Origin of the sequence: Burkholderia latens (assembly GCF_001718795.1) — a bacterium.
Lineage (GTDB): Bacteria > Pseudomonadota > Gammaproteobacteria > Burkholderiales > Burkholderiaceae > Burkholderia > Burkholderia latens_A.
On record NZ_CP013435.1, the window covers coordinates 1,057,034 to 1,075,259 of the forward strand.

At 65.5% G+C, this 18,226-nt stretch carries 18 protein-coding genes; 16 read left to right on the forward strand and 2 right to left on the reverse strand.

Going from position 1 to position 18,226, the window contains the following annotated elements:
• Window positions 1-85 precede the first annotated feature (85 nt).
• From WK25_RS04940 to cysM, 12 genes are all read left to right on the forward strand, one after another.
• On the forward strand, window positions 86-1,012 hold the full coding sequence (locus WK25_RS04940) for a prephenate dehydrogenase/arogenate dehydrogenase family protein (protein WP_040143693.1): 927 nt from the start codon (window positions 86-88) through the stop codon (window positions 1,010-1,012).
• 14 nt (window positions 1,013-1,026) lie between these two features.
• A complete protein-coding gene (gene aroA, locus WK25_RS04945) occupies window positions 1,027-2,331 on the forward strand; it encodes a 3-phosphoshikimate 1-carboxyvinyltransferase (RefSeq protein WP_069241110.1) in 1,305 nt (434 codons plus the stop codon).
• A gap of 14 nt (window positions 2,332-2,345) precedes the next feature.
• Window positions 2,346-3,032 (forward strand): (d)CMP kinase, encoded by a 687-nt coding sequence (gene cmk / locus WK25_RS04950; protein ID WP_069241111.1) that lies wholly within the window; start codon window positions 2,346-2,348, stop codon window positions 3,030-3,032.
• A 140-nt stretch (window positions 3,033-3,172) separates the two neighbouring features.
• Window positions 3,173-4,885 (forward strand): 30S ribosomal protein S1, encoded by a 1,713-nt coding sequence (gene rpsA, locus WK25_RS04955; RefSeq protein ID WP_040144903.1) that lies wholly within the window; start codon window positions 3,173-3,175, stop codon window positions 4,883-4,885.
• A gap of 22 nt (window positions 4,886-4,907) precedes the next feature.
• The gene (locus tag WK25_RS04960) at window positions 4,908-5,231 is read left to right on the forward strand and encodes an integration host factor subunit beta (protein ID WP_006750752.1); all 324 of its coding nucleotides are present in this window, start codon (window positions 4,908-4,910) and stop codon (window positions 5,229-5,231) included.
• Window positions 5,232-5,440: 209 nt separating this feature from the next.
• On the forward strand, window positions 5,441-5,734 hold the full coding sequence (locus WK25_RS04965; protein WP_040143696.1) for a lipopolysaccharide assembly protein LapA domain-containing protein: 294 nt from the start codon (window positions 5,441-5,443) through the stop codon (window positions 5,732-5,734).
• 53 nt (window positions 5,735-5,787) lie between these two features.
• A complete protein-coding gene (gene lapB / locus WK25_RS04970; RefSeq protein WP_040143697.1) occupies window positions 5,788-6,960 on the forward strand; it encodes a lipopolysaccharide assembly protein LapB in 1,173 nt (390 codons plus the stop codon).
• An 89-nt stretch (window positions 6,961-7,049) separates the two neighbouring features.
• Window positions 7,050-8,450: a UDP-glucose dehydrogenase family protein gene (locus tag WK25_RS04975; protein ID WP_069241112.1), complete on the forward strand. Its 1,401-nt coding sequence runs from the start codon at window positions 7,050-7,052 to the stop codon at window positions 8,448-8,450.
• A gap of 7 nt (window positions 8,451-8,457) precedes the next feature.
• A complete protein-coding gene (rfaE1, locus tag WK25_RS04980; RefSeq protein WP_083252959.1) occupies window positions 8,458-9,408 on the forward strand; it encodes a D-glycero-beta-D-manno-heptose-7-phosphate kinase in 951 nt (316 codons plus the stop codon).
• 64 nt (window positions 9,409-9,472) lie between these two features.
• On the forward strand, window positions 9,473-10,465 hold the full coding sequence (gene rfaD / locus WK25_RS04985) for an ADP-glyceromanno-heptose 6-epimerase (protein ID WP_059543826.1): 993 nt from the start codon (window positions 9,473-9,475) through the stop codon (window positions 10,463-10,465).
• 73 nt (window positions 10,466-10,538) lie between these two features.
• Window positions 10,539-10,883, forward strand: a complete 345-nt coding sequence (locus WK25_RS04990) for a ComEA family DNA-binding protein (protein ID WP_040143699.1) — start codon at window positions 10,539-10,541, stop codon at window positions 10,881-10,883.
• Window positions 10,884-11,101: 218 nt separating this feature from the next.
• Window positions 11,102-12,004, forward strand: a complete 903-nt coding sequence (gene cysM, locus WK25_RS04995) for a cysteine synthase CysM (RefSeq protein WP_040143700.1) — start codon at window positions 11,102-11,104, stop codon at window positions 12,002-12,004.
• Between the two features lie 90 nt (window positions 12,005-12,094).
• Here cysM and mltB read toward each other — a convergent pair whose 3' ends face one another.
• Window positions 12,095-13,318 carry a lytic murein transglycosylase B gene (gene mltB, locus WK25_RS05000; RefSeq protein ID WP_059543825.1) on the reverse strand — a complete coding sequence of 408 codons (1,224 nt, stop codon included), beginning with the start codon at window positions 13,316-13,318 and terminating at the stop codon, window positions 12,095-12,097.
• Window positions 13,319-13,488: 170 nt separating this feature from the next.
• On the opposite strand from mltB, the gene WK25_RS05005 reads away from it, so the two are divergent.
• Complete coding sequence (locus WK25_RS05005; protein ID WP_040143702.1) at window positions 13,489-14,412, forward strand: histone deacetylase family protein; 924 nt, start codon at window positions 13,489-13,491, stop codon at window positions 14,410-14,412.
• A gap of 22 nt (window positions 14,413-14,434) precedes the next feature.
• On the opposite strand, the gene WK25_RS05010 is transcribed toward WK25_RS05005, so the two are convergent.
• Window positions 14,435-15,352, reverse strand: a complete 918-nt coding sequence (locus WK25_RS05010) for an alpha/beta hydrolase (protein WP_069241114.1) — start codon at window positions 15,350-15,352, stop codon at window positions 14,435-14,437.
• Between the two features lie 216 nt (window positions 15,353-15,568).
• Between WK25_RS05010 and WK25_RS05015 the strand changes: the two genes are divergently transcribed.
• The 3 genes from WK25_RS05015 to WK25_RS05025 are packed head-to-tail and all read left to right on the forward strand — an operon-like array spanning window position 15,569 to window position 18,071.
• Window positions 15,569-16,603, forward strand: coding sequence for a methionine ABC transporter ATP-binding protein (locus WK25_RS05015; protein ID WP_040143704.1), 1,035 nt, complete (start codon window positions 15,569-15,571; stop codon window positions 16,601-16,603).
• Window positions 16,593-17,246, forward strand: coding sequence for a methionine ABC transporter permease (locus WK25_RS05020; RefSeq protein WP_040144905.1), 654 nt, complete (start codon window positions 16,593-16,595; stop codon window positions 17,244-17,246). Before WK25_RS05015 ends, WK25_RS05020 begins: the two co-directional genes overlap by 11 nt.
• A 30-nt stretch (window positions 17,247-17,276) precedes the next feature.
• Entirely contained in the window at window positions 17,277-18,071 is a 795-nt protein-coding gene (locus WK25_RS05025) for a MetQ/NlpA family ABC transporter substrate-binding protein (RefSeq protein ID WP_069241115.1), read from the forward strand.
• The last annotated feature ends 155 nt before the right edge of the window (window positions 18,072-18,226 follow it).

Below are 18,226 nucleotides of genomic sequence, written 5' to 3' on the forward strand. Positions count from 1 at the left end.
TGGAGCGCCGGGTGCGCGCCTGTTGCCCGGAATCTGGACTTCCGTGCGCGGGGCATCGTTCCGCGTGCGTCACTTGGCTCATGTCGTGTCAGGCTTTGCATTCAACAAACTGGTCATCTTCGGCGTCGGCCTGATCGGCGGATCGCTGGCGCGCGCGCTGCGCGAGCGTGAGCCGGGCGGCGCGGGTGAAGTCGTCGGCGTCGGCCGTTCGCGGGCGTCGGTCGAGCGTGCGCTCGCGCTCGGCGTGATCGATCGCGCGGCGTCGCTCGACGACGATGCGCAACTGCGCGACGCGCTGGCCGGCGCCGACCTCGTACTGTTGGCCGCCCCCGTCGCACAGACGCACCCGCTGCTCGCACGCATCGCTCCGTCGCTCGACGCCGCGACGATTGTCACCGACGCGGGCAGCACCAAGTCCGACGTCGTCGCGGCCGCGCGCGAGGCGCTCGGCGCACGGATCGCGCAGTTCGTGCCGGGGCATCCGATCGCCGGACGAGAGTCGAGCGGCGTCGAAGCCGCGCTGCCGGATCTGTACGTCGGCCGTAACGTCGTGTTGTGTCCGCTGCCGGAGAACGCACCCGAAACGGTCGAGCGGATCGACGCGATGTGGCGGGCAACCGGCGCCGACGTGCGCACGATGAGCACGGCGCAGCACGACCGCGTATTCGCGTCGATCAGCCATCTGCCGCACGTGCTGTCGTTCGCGCTCGTCGAGCAGATTCTCGGCGAGGCGGATGCCGAGCTGAAATTCTCGTACGCGGCGGGCGGCTTCCGCGACTTCACGCGCATTGCTGCGTCGAGCCCGGAAATGTGGCGCGACGTGTGCGTCGCGAACCGCGCGGCGCTGCTCGACGAACTCGACGGCTACACGCGCGTGCTCGCACGGCTGCGTGCGGCGATCGACGCGGGCGACGGCGCGGCGCTCGAAACCGTGTTCACGCGCTCGCGCGCGGCACGCAAGGCATGGCAGGAGCGCGGCGCGCAGCCCGCTGCCGAGCCGGTCAAGAAATAACAGGACGATTCCCCATGGACTATCTCGATCTCGGCCCGTATTCCAGCGCATCGGGCACCGTGCGCCTGCCTGGCTCGAAGAGCATCTCGAACCGCGTGCTGCTGCTCGCCGCGCTTGCCGAAGGCGACACCACGATCACGAACCTGCTCGATTCCGACGACACGCGCGTGATGCTCGACGCGCTCGGCAAGCTCGGCGTGAAACTCGCGCGCGACGGCGACACCTGTGTCGTCACCGGCACGCGCGGCGCGTTTACCGCGAAGACGGCCGACCTGTTCCTCGGCAACGCGGGCACCGCCGTGCGCCCGCTGACGGCCGCGCTCGCCGTGAACGGTGGCGACTATCGCGTGCACGGCGTGCCGCGCATGCACGAGCGGCCGATCGGCGACCTCGTCGACGGCCTGCGGCAGATCGGCGCGCAGATCGACTACGAGCAGAACGAAGGCTTCCCGCCGCTGCGGATCAAGCCCGCGGCGATTGCAGTCGACGCGCCGATCCGCGTGCGCGGCGACGTGTCGAGCCAGTTCCTCACCGCGCTATTGATGACGCTGCCGCTCGTGAAGGCGAAGGACGGAAAGATCGTCGTCGAAGTCGACGGCGAGTTGATCTCGAAGCCGTACATCGACATCACGATCCGGCTGATGGAGCGCTTCGGCGTGACCGTCGAGCGCGACGGCTGGCAGCGCTTCGTCGTGCCGGCCGGTGTCCGTTACCGTTCGCCGGGCCGCATCATGGTCGAAGGCGATGCGTCGTCGGCGTCGTACTTCCTCGCGGCCGGCGCGCTCGGCGGCGGCCCGCTGCGCGTCGAGGGCGTGGGACGCGCGAGCATTCAGGGTGACGTGGGCTTCGCGAACGCGCTGATGCAAATGGGCGCGAACGTGACGATGGGCGACGACTGGATCGAAGTGCGCGGCATCGGCCACGACCACGGCAAGCTCGAGCCGATCGACATGGACTTCAACCTGATTCCCGATGCCGCGATGACGATCGCGGTTGCGGCGCTGTTCGCGAGCGGCGCGAGCACGCTGCGCAACATCGCGAGCTGGCGCGTGAAGGAAACCGACCGTATCGCCGCGATGGCGACCGAGCTGCGCAAGGTCGGTGCGATCGTCGAGGAAGGCTCCGACTATCTGGTCGTCACGCCGCCGCAGCGGCTCACGCCGAACGCTGCGATCGACACGTACGACGATCACCGGATGGCGATGTGCTTCTCGCTCGTCAGCCTGGGCGGCGTGCCCGTGCGGATCAACGACCCGAAGTGCGTCGGCAAGACGTTCCCCGACTATTTCGACCGCTTCGCCGCGCTCGCCAAAGCCTGACCCGACCGTACCCGATGAAATCGACACGACCCTTTCACCCGACCCCCGTTATCACGATCGACGGCCCGACCGCCTCCGGCAAGGGCACTGTCGCCGCGCTCGTCGCCGCGCACCTCGGCTTCCACCTGCTCGACAGCGGGGCGCTGTACCGGCTCGCCGCGCTTGCAAGCGTGCGCTACGGCATCGCAGCGGAGGACATCGACGCGCTCGTGAAGCTGATCGACGATCTTCACATCACGTTTCGCGAGGGCTGCGCGCAGCTCGACGGGGTCGACGTGTCGAACGACATTCGTGCGGAAGCGGTCGGCAACCGCGCGTCGGCGATTGCCGTGCACGGGCCGGTGCGCGCCGCGCTGGTCGCGCGCCAGCGGGCGTTTCGCAAGACGCCGGGCCTCGTCGCGGACGGGCGCGACATGGGCACCGTAATCTTCCCGGATGCCGTGCTGAAGGTGTTCCTGACGGCCAGCGCGGAGGCGCGCGCGGCCAGACGGCATAAGCAATTGATGCAAAAAGGTTTTTCTGCTAATATAGCTGACTTGCTCCGGGATTTGCGCGAACGGGACGCGCGCGATAGCAATCGCGCGGCCGCGCCGCTGAAGCCCGCGGCAGATGCCAAGCTGCTCGATACGTCGGCGCTGTCGGTCGATGAAGCCGTCGACGAGGTGCTGCAGTGGTACCGGGCGCTCGGCCAGCCAGCCTGACAAGGCGGGCGTCAGTAGGTGCTCCGCGCGTAAGTGCGGAGCGTGTTTCGAACCCTTAACCCCGTGTGGCTTCGATCTGGCCCTTTCAGCCTGCCATTCCGGCCGGCGTGGCACAGCGAACCATGCACAATCAGATTTTTATGTCCGACCTGCAAACCTCCACCCCGAATACCGAATCCTTTGCGGCTCTGTTCGAAGAGTCGCTGACCCGCCAAGACATGCGCGCCGGCGAAGTGATCTCCGCCGAAGTCGTGCGCGTCGACCACAACTTCGTGGTCGTCAATGCAGGCCTGAAGTCCGAGGCTTACATTCCGATCGAGGAATTCCTGAACGATCAGGGCGAGGTTGAGGTGCAGGCGGGCGATTTCGTGTCCGTCGCGATCGACGCACTCGAAAACGGCTACGGCGACACGATCCTGTCGCGCGACAAGGCAAAGCGCCTTGCATCGTGGCTGTCGCTGGAAAAGGCCCTCGACAACAACGAACTCGTCACCGGCACGATCACCGGCAAGGTGAAGGGCGGCATGACCGTGATGGTCAACGGCATCCGCGCGTTCCTGCCGGGTTCGCTGGTCGACACGCGTCCGGTCAAGGACACGACCCCGTACGAAGGCAAGACGCTCGAGTTCCGCGTGATCAAGCTCGATCGCAAGCGTAACAACGTCGTGCTGTCGCGTCGTGCAGTGATCGAGGCAACGCAAGGCGAAGAGCGCGCGAAGCTGCTCGAGACGCTGAAGGAAGGCGCGATCGTCAACGGCGTGGTCAAGAACATCACCGACTACGGCGCGTTCGTCGACCTCGGCGGCATCGACGGCCTGCTGCACATCACCGACATCGCATGGCGCCGTGTGCGTCACCCGAGCGAAGTCCTGTCGGTTGGCCAGGAAGTCACCGCGAAGATCCTCAAGTTCGACCAAGAGAAGAACCGCGTCTCGCTCGGCATCAAGCAACTGGGCGACGATCCGTGGGAAGGCATCTCGCGCCGTTACCCGTCGGGCACGCGCCTGTTCGGCAAGGTCACGAACATCACCGACTACGGCGCATTCGTCGAAGTGGAATCGGGCATCGAAGGCCTCGTCCACGTGTCGGAAATGGACTGGACCAACAAGAACGTTGCACCGTCGAAGGTTGTGCAACTGGGCGACGAAGTCGAAGTCATGGTCCTCGAGATCGACGAAGACCGCCGTCGTATCAGCCTCGGCATGAAGCAGTGCAAGCCGAATCCGTGGGATGACTTCAGCCGCAACTTCAAGAAGGGCGACAAGATCACGGGCGCAATCAAGTCGATCACCGACTTCGGCGTGTTCATCGGTCTGCCGGGCGGCATCGACGGCCTGGTCCACCTGTCGGACCTGTCGTGGAGCGAAGCCGGCGAAGAAGCTGTTCGCAAGTACAAGAAGGGCGACGAAGTCGAAGCGATCGTGCTCGGCATCGACGTCGAGAAGGAGCGCATTTCGCTCGGCATCAAGCAGCTCGAAGGCGACCCGTTCAGCAACTACGTTGCAATGAACGACAAGGGCTCGATCGTCGACGGCGTGGTGAAGTCGGTCGATGCGAAGGGCGCTGTCATTACGCTGACGGGCGACGTCGAAGGCTACCTGCGTGCATCGGAAATCTCGCAGGATCGCGTCGAAGACGCACGCAACGTGCTGAAGGAAGGCGACAAGGTCAACGCGATGGTGATCAACATCGATCGCAAGTCGCGTGGCATCAACCTGTCGATCAAGGCAAAGGATTCGGCTGAACAACAGGAAGCGATCCGCGGCCTGCAGTCCGACTCCAGCGCTGCTGCGACCGGTACGACCAACCTCGGCGCGCTGCTGAAGGCGAAGCTCGACGGCCAGAACCAGTAAGCCTCACGAGGTCTGCTGAAGTATGACCAAATCCGAGTTGGTCGCGCAGCTGGCACTGCGATTTCCGCAACTTGTCCTCAAGGATGCGGATTTCGCGGTGAAAACGATGCTCGATGCGATGTCCGATGCTCTGTCCAAAGGTCATCGCATTGAAATTCGCGGTTTCGGCAGCTTCGGCCTCAACCGTCGCCCGGCGCGCGTCGGACGCAACCCGAAGTCCGGCGAGAAAGTGCAGGTGCCCGAGAAGTTCGTGCCGCACTTCAAGCCTGGCAAGGAATTGCGTGAACGCGTCGACGGCCGCGCCGGCGAGCCGCTGAAAGCTGACGATCCGGACGACGAGCGTTGAACGTCGTTCGGCATGCCCGGAATCACGCCGGCAAAGCTGAAGAAAAAAGCGCCCCCAGTGGGCGCTTTTTTCATTTTCGGCCGCTGCGTGGCCGCGCCTGGCCGCAGGATGTGCGGTGACGCGGAAACGCTTCCTTTACAATACGGGTCGATTCGGCGACGCGAAGGGGAGTCGCGCGCCACGGCAAACCTCAACAACGAGAGGGCTACATGAAGTTTATCGTCTGGCTGATCCGGGTATTGGTGTTCGTGCTGTTGCTGGTGCTCGCGCTGGCCAATACGCAAACCGCGACGCTGAATTTCGTTGCCGGCTATGCATGGCAAGCGCCGCTGATCCTGATCGGCCTCGCGTTCTTCGTCGTCGGGCTGCTTGCCGGCCTGTTGTCCGCGCTGCCGGCGATCTTCCGCCTGCGCGTCGAGAACGGGCGCCTGAAGCGCGATTTGCGCGCGGCCCGGGAAACTCCGGCCATCGTCGACCAGCCGCCGATGCCGCCCGTCATTTAACTCGGACGCCGCGCGATCTTCGCGCGGTTTTCGTCTCTGCATCGATATTTCGCATGGATCTGGATTTCTGGTGGCTGCTCGCGATTCCGGTGGCGTTCGCGCTCGGCTGGGCGGCGTCACGCTATGACCTGAAGAACCTCCTGTCGGAGAGTGCCAACCTGCCGCGATCGTATTTCCGCGGCCTGAATTTTCTGTTGAACGAACAGCCGGACAAGGCGATCGATGCGTTCATCGAAGTCGCGAAGCTCGACCCGGAGACGGTCGAACTGCACTTCGCGCTCGGCAACCTGTTTCGTCGTCGCGGCGAAACGGACCGCGCAATCCGTGTGCATCAGAACCTGCTGAGCCGCACGGACCTGCCCGTCAACGAGCGCGATCACGCGCTGTACGAGCTCGGCCAGGACTTCTTGAAGGCCGGCCTGCTCGATCGGGCAGAGGAGGCATTCCACCGGCTTGCCGACGGCGACTACGCGCTCGGAGCGCAGCGGGCGCTGCTGACGATCTACGAGATCGAGAAGGACTGGAACAAGTCGATCGATACGGCGAAGCGCATCGAGTCGATGAGCGACAAGCCGCTCGGCATCGAAATTGCGCAGTTCCACTGCGAACTCGCGCAGGACGCGTTGCAGCGCAAGAACGCTGCGGTCGCGGCCGACCAGCTGAAGCTCGCGCTCGCGGCGAACCCGCAGAACGTGCGGGCGACGATCCTGTCCGGCGACGCCGCGCAGGCCGCGGGCGATCATGCAGCTGCAATCGAGCACTGGAAGCGCGTCGAAGCGCAGAATCCCGCATATCTGCCGCTCGTTGCCGACAAGCTGATGAAGGCCCACGTTGCGCTCGGCAAGCCGGTCGAGGGCGCCGAGCTGCTGATGGGCTATATCGATCGTTATCCGTCGAACGACCTGCTCGACATCGCATACCAGCACATCGCGGGGCTGCGCGGCCAGGACGCTGCACATACGCTTGCGCGCACGCAGATGGAGAAGTCGCCGAACCTGTCGGGCATGCTGCATCTGCTCGACGCGCAGATCGCGGCCGCCGACGAGCCGCGCCGTAAGGAGCTTGAAATGATGCGTGCGCTGATCAAGCAGCGCACCAAAAATCTGCCACGGTATACGTGCCAAAATTGCGGTTTCCGGGCACGGCTTTTCTACTGGCAGTGCCCCGGCTGCAGCGGCTGGGAAACCTATGCGCCGCGCCGCGTCGAACCTGCGATGCCGGGCTGATCCCGGCGCGCGGCAGCGACACGCGGCGTCGCCGCCGGGCCCGGCCTGGCGGCCAAGTTAGTCAATCACCGGGAAGTACCGGAACATCTATGAAAATCACCATCATCGGCACCGGCTACGTCGGTCTCGTCACGGGCTCCTGTCTTGCAGAGATCGGCCACGACGTCTTCTGTCTCGACGTCGATCCGCGCAAGATCGACATCCTGAACAACGGCGGGATGCCGATTCACGAACCGGGGCTGCTGGACATCATCGCGCGCAACCGCGCGGCCGGCCGCCTGCGTTTCTCGACCGACATCGAAGCGAGCGTCGCGCACGGCGAGATCCAGTTCATCGCGGTCGGCACGCCGCCCGACGAGGACGGTTCGGCCGACCTGCAATATGTGCTCGAGGCCGCGCGCAACATCGGCCGTCACATGACCGGCTTCAAGGTGATCGTCGACAAGTCGACGGTGCCGGTCGGCACCGCGCAGCGCGTGCGCAGCGTGGTCGACGAGGCGCTCGGCGCGCGCGGGCTCGCGGGCAGCGTCGCGCACCGCTTCTCGGTCGTTTCGAATCCCGAGTTCCTGAAGGAAGGCGCGGCCGTCGAGGACTTCATGCGCCCGGACCGCATCATCATCGGCGTCGACGATGACGAGACGGGAACGATCGCCCGCGAGAAGATGAAGAAGCTCTACGCGCCGTTCAATCGTAATCACGAACGCACGATCTACATGGACGTGCGGTCGGCGGAATTCGCGAAATACGCAGCGAATGCGATGCTGGCGACGCGCATCTCGTTCATGAACGAAATGTCGAACCTGGCGGACAAGGTCGGCGCCGACATCGAAGCCGTGCGCCGCGGGATCGGCTCCGATCCGCGCATCGGTTATCACTTCCTGTACGCGGGCGTCGGTTATGGCGGCTCGTGTTTCCCGAAGGACGTGCAGGCGCTGATCCGCACGGCCGGCGAGAACGGCCAGCCGCTGCGCATCCTGGAGGCCGTAGAAGCGGCCAACTCCGCGCAGAAGGACGTGCTGATCGGCAAGATCGAGCAGCGGTTCGGTGCGGACCTGACCGGTCGCGAATTCGCGGTGTGGGGTCTCGCGTTCAAGCCGAATACGGACGACATGCGCGAGGCGCCGAGCCGTCGGCTGATCGGCGCGCTGCTCGAGCGCGGCGCGACCGTACGCGCATACGACCCGGTCGCGATCGACGAGGCACGCCGTGTGTTTTCGCTCGATCTCGGCGACGGTTCCGACGCGCTTGCGCGCCTGCACTTCGTCGATACGCAGGACGCAGCCGTGACAGCCGCGGACGCGCTCGTGATCGTCACCGAGTGGAAGGAATTCCGCAGCCCGGATTTCACGCGCCTGAAGGCGGAACTGAAGGCGCCGGTGATCTTCGACGGGCGCAACCTGTACGAGCCGGACGCGATGGCGGAACTCGGCATCGACTACTACGCGATCGGCCGCCCGCACGTCGATCCCCAGTCCCTTTCCCGTCGGTGAGTGCACGATGACTACGCTTCGTGAAGTGGTGCCGGTACCGCGGGCGCAGCTTGCGAGCTCGCGCGTGCTCGTCGTCGGCGACGTGATGCTCGACCGTTACTGGTTTGGCAACGTCGAACGTATTTCGCCGGAAGCGCCGGTGCCGGTCGTTCACGTGCAGCGCCAGGAAGAGCGCCTCGGCGGCGCGGCCAACGTCGCGCGCAATGCGGTGACGCTCGGCGGCCAGGCCGGCTTGCTGTGCGTGGTCGGTTGCGACGAACCCGGCGAGCGGATCGTCGAGCTGCTCGGCAGTAGCGGCGTGACGCCTCATCTCGAACGCGATGCGGCGCTGCCGACCACCATCAAGCTGCGCGTGCTCGCGCGCCAGCAGCAGCTGCTGCGGGTCGACTTCGAGGCGATGCCCACGCACGAAGTACTGCTCGCCGGGCTCGCCCGTTTCGACGTGCTGTTGCCGGAGCACGACGTCGTGCTGATGTCGGACTACGCGAAGGGCGGCCTCACGCACGTGACGACGATGATCGAGAAGGCGCGCGCGGCCGGCAAGGCCGTGCTCGTCGATCCGAAGGGCGGCGACTGGGAGCGCTATCGCGGCGCGTCGCTGATTACCCCGAATCGCGCCGAGCTGCGCGAAGTCATCGGCCACTGGCATTCGGAAGACGACCTGCGTGCGCGCGTCGCGAAGCTGCGCGCGGACCTCGACCTCGATGCGCTGCTGCTCACGCGCTCGGAAGAGGGGATGACGCTCTTCTCCGCGAACGGCGAACTGCATGCGCCGGCGCTGGCGCGCGAGGTATATGACGTGTCGGGTGCGGGCGATACGGTGATCGCGACGGTCGCGACGATGCTCGGCGCCGGCGTGCCGCTCGTCGACGCCGTCGTGCTCGCGAACCGTGCCGCGGGCATCGTGGTCGGTAAGCTCGGCACGGCCACGGTAGACTACGACGAACTCTTTCACTAAGCGCGTTGCGCGGCGCGCTGAGCGCGCCGCGCATGGGTATTGTAATTTTTCAGGCAGGACGACCATGACCATTATCGTCACCGGCGCAGCCGGTTTTATCGGCGCGAACATCGTCAAGGCGCTCAACGAGCGCGGCGAGTCGCGCATCATCGCGGTCGATAATCTGACGCGCGCAGACAAGTTCCGGAATCTTGTCGATTGCGAGATCGACGACTATCTCGACAAGACCGAATTCGTCGAGCGCTTTACGCGTGGCGACTTCGGCAAGGTACGTGCGGTGTTCCATGAAGGCGCCTGTTCGGACACGATGGAAACCGACGGCCGCTACATGATGGACAACAATTTCCGCTATAGCCGCGCGGTGCTCGATGCGTGCCTCGCGCAGGGCGCGCAGTTCCTGTACGCGTCGTCGGCCGCGATCTACGGCGGCTCGACGCGCTTCGTCGAGGAGCGCGAGGTCGAGGCGCCGCTGAACGTCTACGGCTATTCGAAGTTCCTGTTCGACCAGGTCGTCCGCCGCGTGCTGCCGAGCGCGAAGAGCCAGATCGCCGGGTTCCGCTACTTCAACGTGTATGGTCCGCGTGAAACGCACAAGGGCCGCATGGCATCGGTCGCGTTCCACAACTTCAACCAGTTCCGCGCGGAAGGCAAGGTCAAGCTGTTCGGCGAATACAACGGCTACGCGCCGGGCGAGCAGACACGCGATTTCGTTTCGGTCGAGGACGTCGCGAAGGTGAACCTGTTCTTCTTCGATCATCCGGAGAAGTCGGGCATCTTCAATCTCGGCACCGGCCGTGCGCAGCCGTTCAACGACATCGCATCGACGGTCGTGAACACGCTGCGCGCGCTCGACAACCAGCCGCCGCTGACGCTCGCGCAGCAGGTCGAACAGGGGCTGATCGAATACGTGCCGTTCCCCGATGCGCTGCGCGGCAAGTACCAATGCTTCACGCAGGCCGACCAGACGAAGCTGCGTGCCGCCGGCTACGATGCGCCGTTCCTGACCGTGCAGGAAGGGGTCGATCGCTACGTGCGTTGGCTGTCCGGCCAGGTTTAAACGCAGTCGTTGCGTCGCTAGACTGGGTCTCACGGTCGGCAGCCGCCGGCCGTTTTCATCGGAGATCCAGCACATGATCAGGAAATGGCTTGCGGCCGCCGCGATGTTCGGCGCGATCGCTTCGGCCTGGGCGGCCGTCGACGTCAACACCGCGAACGAGGATGCGCTCGTCGGCATCAAGGGCATCGGCCCCGCGCGGGCCAAGGCGATTCTCGACGAGCGCTCCGCGCGCGGCCCGTTCAGGAATGCAGAAGATCTCGCGTCGCGCGTGAAAGGCATGGGCGGCCACACGGTCGAGCGCCTTCAGCAGGAGGGCTTGACCATCTCGTCTACCGCTCCTGGTGCCGCCGTGCCTGCTGCCGGCAAGTCCGCTGCCGCGAAATCCGCGCCGGCGCCGGCACGCACTGCGCACAAGTAACGCCCGCCCCGCAACGGTTCCAGCAAAGGCTCCTTCAGTCGCCGTCGTTGCGACGGCTTCCCGCGGCACGCCGCGGGTTTTTTGCGTGCAAGCTGCGCCGGCACGATCTTGAATCGCGCGGCACCGGTATTCCATCGTGTCGATGGGGGTTGCCCGCGTGCGCGCCTGCGCTGGTTTACAATCAATCGATTGATCGCCCTCGCACTCACGGTATCCCCATGGCTTACAAAACTATCGAAGACACGATCGGCAACACGCCGCTCGTGCAACTGGTCCGCCTGCCGGACGATGAGATTCGCGCACGCAATAACGTGCTGCTCGCCAAGCTCGAGGGCAACAACCCGGCCGGTTCCGTGAAGGATCGTCCGGCGCTGTCGATGATCAGCAAGGCCGAGGCACGCGGCCGCATCAAGCCGGGCGATACGCTGATCGAAGCGACGAGCGGCAACACGGGCATTGCGCTCGCGATGGCTGCGGCCATCCGCGGCTACAAGATGGTGCTGATCATGCCGGAGGACTTGTCGGTCGAGCGCCGCCAGAGCATGGCCGCCTACGGCGCCGAAATCATCCTGACGCCGGTGAAGGGTGGGATGGAACTGGCGCGCGATCTCGCGGAGCAGATGCAGCGCGAAGGCAAGGGTGTGATCCTCGATCAGTTCGGGAATCCCGACAACCCCGTCGCGCACTACGAAACGACGGGACCGGAGATCTGGCGCGATACCGAAGGGCGCATCACGCACTTCGTGTCGGCGATGGGCACGACGGGCACGATCATGGGCACGTCGCGCTACCTGAAGGAGCAGAACCCGGCAATCGAGATCGTCGGTGCGCAACCGGAAGAGGGCTCCCGTATTCCGGGCATTCGCAAGTGGCCGGAAGCCTATATGCCGACGATTTTCGATCGCAGCCGCGTCGATCGCGTCGAGGGCGTGAGCCAGGCCGCGGCGGAAACGATGGCGCGCCGGCTCGCGGCGGTCGAAGGCATTTTCGCCGGCATCTCGTCGGGTGGCGCGTGCGAAGTCGCGATGCGCATCGCGCGCCAGGTCGAGAATGCAACGATCGTGTTCATCATCTGCGATCGCGGCGACCGCTACCTGTCGACCGGCGTGTTCCCCGCATGAACGCGAGGCGGTGCCCGGTCGGCGTCGGCCGGGCGGCGCGATAAAAAAAGCGCTGCATCAGCAGCGCTTTTTCTTTGCTTGGGGCCGGGCTTACTGCGCCGGCGCTTCCGTGTCGGCCGCAGGCAGCGGCAGCGCGCCGCGCGCTTCCATTTCGGCCTTCACGGCTTCGCCGAGTTGGTACACCGTGAGCGCGTAGAAGAAGCTGCGGTTGTAGCGCGTGAGCACATAGAAGTTCTTCAGGCCGAGCATGTACTCGGTTGCGCTTGCCGGCGACGGCAGGTCGACCACGGTGACCGGCGTACTCGCTTCGGTCGTGATGTTGACTGTCGGCTCGTTGAGCGTCATGCCCGCGCGCAGCAATTGCGACAGCGCCCAGTGCGGCTCGGGCTGGCCGTCGGCTGCGGCCTGCGCGATGCCGAGACTGCCGGTGTCGGGCGTGATGCGCCACACCACCGGCCGATCGGTTTCCCAGCCGTGTTGCTTCAGATAGTTCGCGACGCTGCCGATCGCATCGGCAGGACTGCTGCGCAGATCGACGTGGCCGCCGCCGTCGTAGTCGACCGCATATTCGCGGATGCTGCTCGGCAGGAACTGCGGGATGCCGATCGCGCCCGTATATGAGCCAAGCACGGTGGTCGGATCGAGCTGGTTGTCGCGGGTCCAGACCAGGAAATCCTCCAGGTTCTTGCGGAAGGTCGCCTGGCGGCTGTCGCGATTCGGCGTGTCCGGGTAGTCGAACGTGAGCGTCGTCAGCGCATCCAGCACGCGGAAGTTGCCCATGTAGCGGCCATAGATCGTTTCGACGCCGATGATGCCGACGATTACCTCCGGAGGCACGCCGAATTGCGCAGATGCGCGTTGCAGCGTCGCCCGGTTCTCCTTCCAGAATTTCACGCCCGCGTTGATGCGGATCGGTTCGATGAAGCGCGAGCGATAGACGCGCCAGTTCTTCACCGAAGGCGTCGGCGCCGGCTTCACGAGCTTCACGGCTGTGGCCGAGTAGCTGACGCGCGAGAACAGCGCATGCAGGCTCGCGGAATCGAAGCCGTTGCGGCTCGCCATCTCGTCGATGAATGCATCGACCTTCGCGTTGTTCGCGTAACGCTGCGGAACGATTTCCTCTTCGAAGGTCTGGCCTTGCGGTGCCGGCTGCTGCGGTTGCGCCTGCGCGACGAGCGTGCCGGACGACTTCGCAGACGGCGTCTGCGCGGCGGCCGGCGCGGCGGCCAGCATCGCGGCGACGGCACCGGCAACGAGCGGAACACGAACGCGGAACAGCATGGAGAGAAGGGCGGCGGGCTTGCTGGAATTCATGTCGAAGCGGGCGGACAGGGCGATGGGGTTCGGCGCAGTATACCCGACGCATCCTGCGTGCCGGGGCGAGGCAGCGCACCGATGTGGTAAGTTAGCGGCGGAATTCGCGGCAGACGATGGACATCATTGATGGAGACCTGCGGCGCACGCTGCGTCGCGGATGACAGCTTATGGCAACCGCCTTCTATACGCACCCCGACTGCATGCTGCACGAAATGGGGGAATGGCATCCGGAATGTCCGGCCCGATTGTCGGCGATCCAGGATCAGCTGATCGCGAGCCGCATCGACGATCTGATCGTGCACGAAACCGCGCCGTTCGCGAGCGAGGTCGCGCTAGGCCGCGTGCATACGCAGGCCCATATCGACTACATCCGCAGCATGACGCCCGTCGACGGCTACGTCGAAATCGATCCCGATACGCTGATGAACCGCGACACGTGGCGGGCTGCACTGCGCGCGGCCGGCGGCGCAATCGCGGCAACCGACGCTGTGATCGAAGGCCGCTATGCGAATGCGTTCTGCAGCGTGCGTCCGCCCGGCCATCACGCGGAACCGGCGCGGGCGATGGGCTTCTGTTTCTTCAATAACGTTGCAATCGCGGCACGGCATGCGCTCGACGTCCACGGCCTCGAGCGCGTCGCGATCGTCGATTTCGACGTGCATCACGGCAACGGCACCGAAGCGGCGTTCGCGAACGACGAGCGCGTGCTGATGTGCAGCTTCTTCCAGCATCCGCTGTACCCATTTTCCGGCGTCGACCATCAGGCGCCGAACATGGTCAATCTGCCGATGCCCGCGCGCAGCAACGGGATGGCGATCCGCGAGGCGGTCGACATGTTCTGGCTGCCGCGTCTCGACGCGTTCAAGCCGCAAATGCTGTTCGTGTCGGCCGGCTTCGACGCGCATCGTGAGGACGACATCGGCAACCTCGGTCTCGTGGAGGCCGATTTCGAATGGTTGACCGCGCAGATCGTCGACGTCGCTCGCCGGCATGCGCAGGGCCGCATCGTGAGCTGCCTCGAGGGCGGCTACAACCTGTCCGCGCTCGGACGCAGCGTCGTCGCGCACCTGCGCGTGCTGGCCGGCATCTGAGCGGCCGCGGCGCGGCACCCGCTCAGCGCGCCGGCACGCGCGCGAGAATCCACGCGATCAACGCGTCGATCACGCGATCGCGCTCGAGATCGTTCATCGTTTCGTGGAAGCCACCTTCGAATAGCGTCAGCGTGCGATCGGGCGAGCCGACGTGCGCGCCGAATGCGCGGCTGCCGTCAGGTTCGGTCAGCTTGTCGTCGGTGCCGTGATAGACGAGCACCGGCACGCGCAGCGTGCCGCGCCCGCGCTCGATACGCGCCATCGCATCCAGGATTTCCGCGCCGGTGCGCGCTGGTACCGCGCCATGGTGCACGAGCGGATCGGCGCGATTGGCCGCGACGACGGCCGGATCGCGCGAAAGCAGCGCCGCGTCGATCCTGATCGCGGGAAAGGTCGGCCACACGCGGCTGATGAAGCGGCTCATCGCAAGCATCCAGCGCGGCACGTCGTGCCCGGGCGCGAGCGCCGGGCTCGACAGCACGAGACCGGACAGCGCATGGCCGCGGGCCGGCACGCGTTCGATCGCATACAGCGCCGCAATGGCTCCGCCCATGCTGTGCCCCATCAGGAAGAGCGGCGTATTGCCGCGGGCGGCTTCGTCGACGAGCGCATCGGCATCGTTCAGGTAATCGTCGAACCGCTCGACCCACGCGCGCTTGCCCGGCGACTGGCCGTGCCCGCGCAGATCGATCGCGAGCACGTCGATGCCGGCCGCGTTCAGTCTCGCTGCAAGCGCCGCATAACGGCCCGCATGCTCGGCCAGGCCGTGCACCAGCGCGATCGTCGCGCGGGGCGGCAGCGTGCCGTCGCCGGCCGGCCAGCGGTACGACGCGAGTTCGAGTCCGTCTGCGGTGCGCAGGCGGCCCATTCGCGGCGCGGGCGGCGGCGATGCGCCCGTGGTGGTCGCGGTGTTGGGAGGCTGCGTGGTCGTCGCGGTCATCGGGCGTGTCCCCTTTTCGTTCATATCGTGATCCGGATCATAGACGCGGCCGTCCGGCGGCGGGCAGCGGCAGCGCTCTAATTTCGTCCGGTTATGAAAAGATCGAAATCGATTATTAAGGGGAATGAGGGGTTTGCGGTAAAATCGCCGGCTATTCCCGATGCATCGGCGGCCGATTGGCGGGCCTGCTCGCCAGCCGGCCGCCGTTTTGTTTACATGATCGAATTACGCAATCTGTCGCAGCGTTTTCCCGGGCCGACAGGCTGGGTCGACGCATTGCACAACGTCAACCTGACGATTCCCCAAGGCGAAGTGTTCGGCATCATCGGCCGAAGCGGCGCCGGCAAGAGCACGCTCGTGCGCACCATCAATCTGCTCACGCGGCCGACGGAAGGCAATGTCGTCGTCGGCGGGCGCGATCTCACGCTGCTGCCCGCCGGCGCCCTGCGCGAAGCACGCCGCGAGATCGGCATGATCTTCCAGCACTTCAACCTGCTGTCGTCGCGCACGGTGTTCGACAACGTCGCGCTGCCGCTCGAACTGGCCGGCGCAAGCCGGGCCGACATCGAGGCGGCCGTGCTGCCGCTGCTCGAACTCGTCGGGCTGTCCGCGCAGAAGGATCGCTATCCGGCGCAGATCAGCGGCGGCCAGAAGCAGCGCGTCGGCATCGCCCGCGCGCTCGCCAGCAAGCCGAAGGTGCTGCTGTCGGACGAAGCGACGTCGGCGCTCGATCCCGAAACGACCCGCTCGATTCTGGACCTGCTGAAGCGCATCAACCGCGAACTCGGCCTGACGATCGTACTGATCACGCACCAGATGGAAGTGATCAAGCAGGTGTGCGACCGCGTGGCGGTGCTCGACGCGGGCCGCGTAGTCGAGGAAGGCCGCGTGATCGACGTGTTCCTGCAGCCGCATCACGAGGTGACGCGCGCGCTGATCGGCGACGTGATCGCGCAGGAGTTGCCGCCGGCGCTGAAGGCGCGCGTGGCCGAGCGATTGAAGGCCGGCAGCGGCCATCTGCTGCGGCTTGCGTTCACCGGCTCCGGCGTCGACCAGCCGATCCTGTCGGAGACGATCCGCCGGTACGAACTCGATTTCAACATCCTGCACGGCCAGATCGACGAGATCCAGGGGCAGGCGTTCGGCTCGCTGGCGGTGCTCGCGGGCGGCGAACCGGGCAAGGTCGGGCAGGCGCTCGCGTTCCTGCGCGAGCAAGGCGTGGTGGTGGAGGAGCTTTCGTATGTTGAGTGAGATGTTCGATATGTTCGTGCAGTCGTTCTGGGAGACGCTGATCATGGTCGGCATCTCGGGGGCGGTCGGTGCGCTCGTCGGGCTGCCGCTCGGCGTGCTGCTGTATCTGACCGACCGCCAGGGCGTGCTGCAGAACCTCGGCGTGAATCGTGTGCTCGGCGGCATCGTGAACGCGGTGCGTTCGACGCCGTTCATCATCCTGCTGGTCGCGGTCATTCCGTTTACGCGGCTCGTTACCGGCTCGTCGATCGGCACGGCCGCGGCGGTCGTGCCGCTCACGCTCGCGGCCGCGCCGTTCATCGCGCGCCTGGTCGAGACGGCGCTGCGCGAGGTAGACCGCGGGCTGATCGAAGCCGCGCAGTCGATGGGCGCGACGACGTCGCAGATCGTATTCAAGGTGCTGCTGCCCGAGTCGCTGCCCGGCATCGTCGCCGGCCTGACGATCACGTTCGTGTCGCTCGTCGGCTATTCGGCGATGGCCGGTGCGATCGGCGGCGGCGGGCTCGGCGATCTCGGGATCCGCTACGGGTACCAGCGCTATCTGCCTGAAGTGATGTGGACGGTCGTCGCGATCCTGATCGTGTTCGTGCAGATCGTGCAATCGTTCGGCGACTGGCTGGTGCGCCGGCTCAGCCACAAGTAAAAACGGCCTTCATTCGGTTCGGGGAAGACGATGCAACGACGTTTCATGCTGAAATTCGCGGCTGCACTGGGCGCAGCCGCACTGTTCGCGAGCGCGCACGCGCACGCCGAAACCATCAAGGTGGGTGTGACGGGTGGCCCGCACGCGCAGATCATGGACGTGGTGAAGAAGGTCGCCGCACAGAGCGGCCTCGACATTCGCGTCGTCGAATTCTCGGATTACGTGCAGCCAAACGCTGCGCTCGCGTCGGGCGATCTCGACGCGAACAGCTACCAGCACGATCCGTATCTGCAGGCGCAGGTAAAGGATCGCGGCTACAAGCTGATCAAGGTGGCCGACACCGTCACGTTCCCGATGGGCATTTATTCGAAGCGCGTGAAGTCGCTCGCGGAGTTGAAGCCGGGCGCGCGCGTCGCCGTGCCGAACGATCCGACCAATGGCGGCCGCGCGCTGTTGTTGCTGCAGAAGCAGGGGCTGCTGAAGCTGCGTGCGGACGCGGGCCTCAAGGCGACGCCGCTCGACGTCGTCGACAATCCGCGCAAGCTGAAGATCGTCGAACTCGATGCGGCGCAGATCCCGCGTTCGCTCGGCGACGTCGACGCGGCGGCGATCAATACCAATTACGCGATGGAAGCGGGGTTGAAACCGAAGCAGGACGCGATTGCGATCGAGGGCCCGAGCGGCCCGTACGCGAACATTCTCGCAATTCGCGACGCGGACCGCGGCAAGCCGTGGGTCGCGAAACTGATCGCGGCCTACCATTCCGCGCAAGTGAAGCAGTTCATCGAACAGAAATTCGGCGGCGCGGTCATCGCCGCGTGGTAAGCAGCGCAACGTACAGGGCGCGCCCGGCGGCGATTAGAGTCGATGATCGAAAACCCGGGCTTTGCGTCCGGGTTTTTTCTCTTTTAAAATAGAACGACCGTTCGCTATTACCGGCGCGCCATCGAGGAGCGCTATCCTCGGTAGCCATGAGGGAT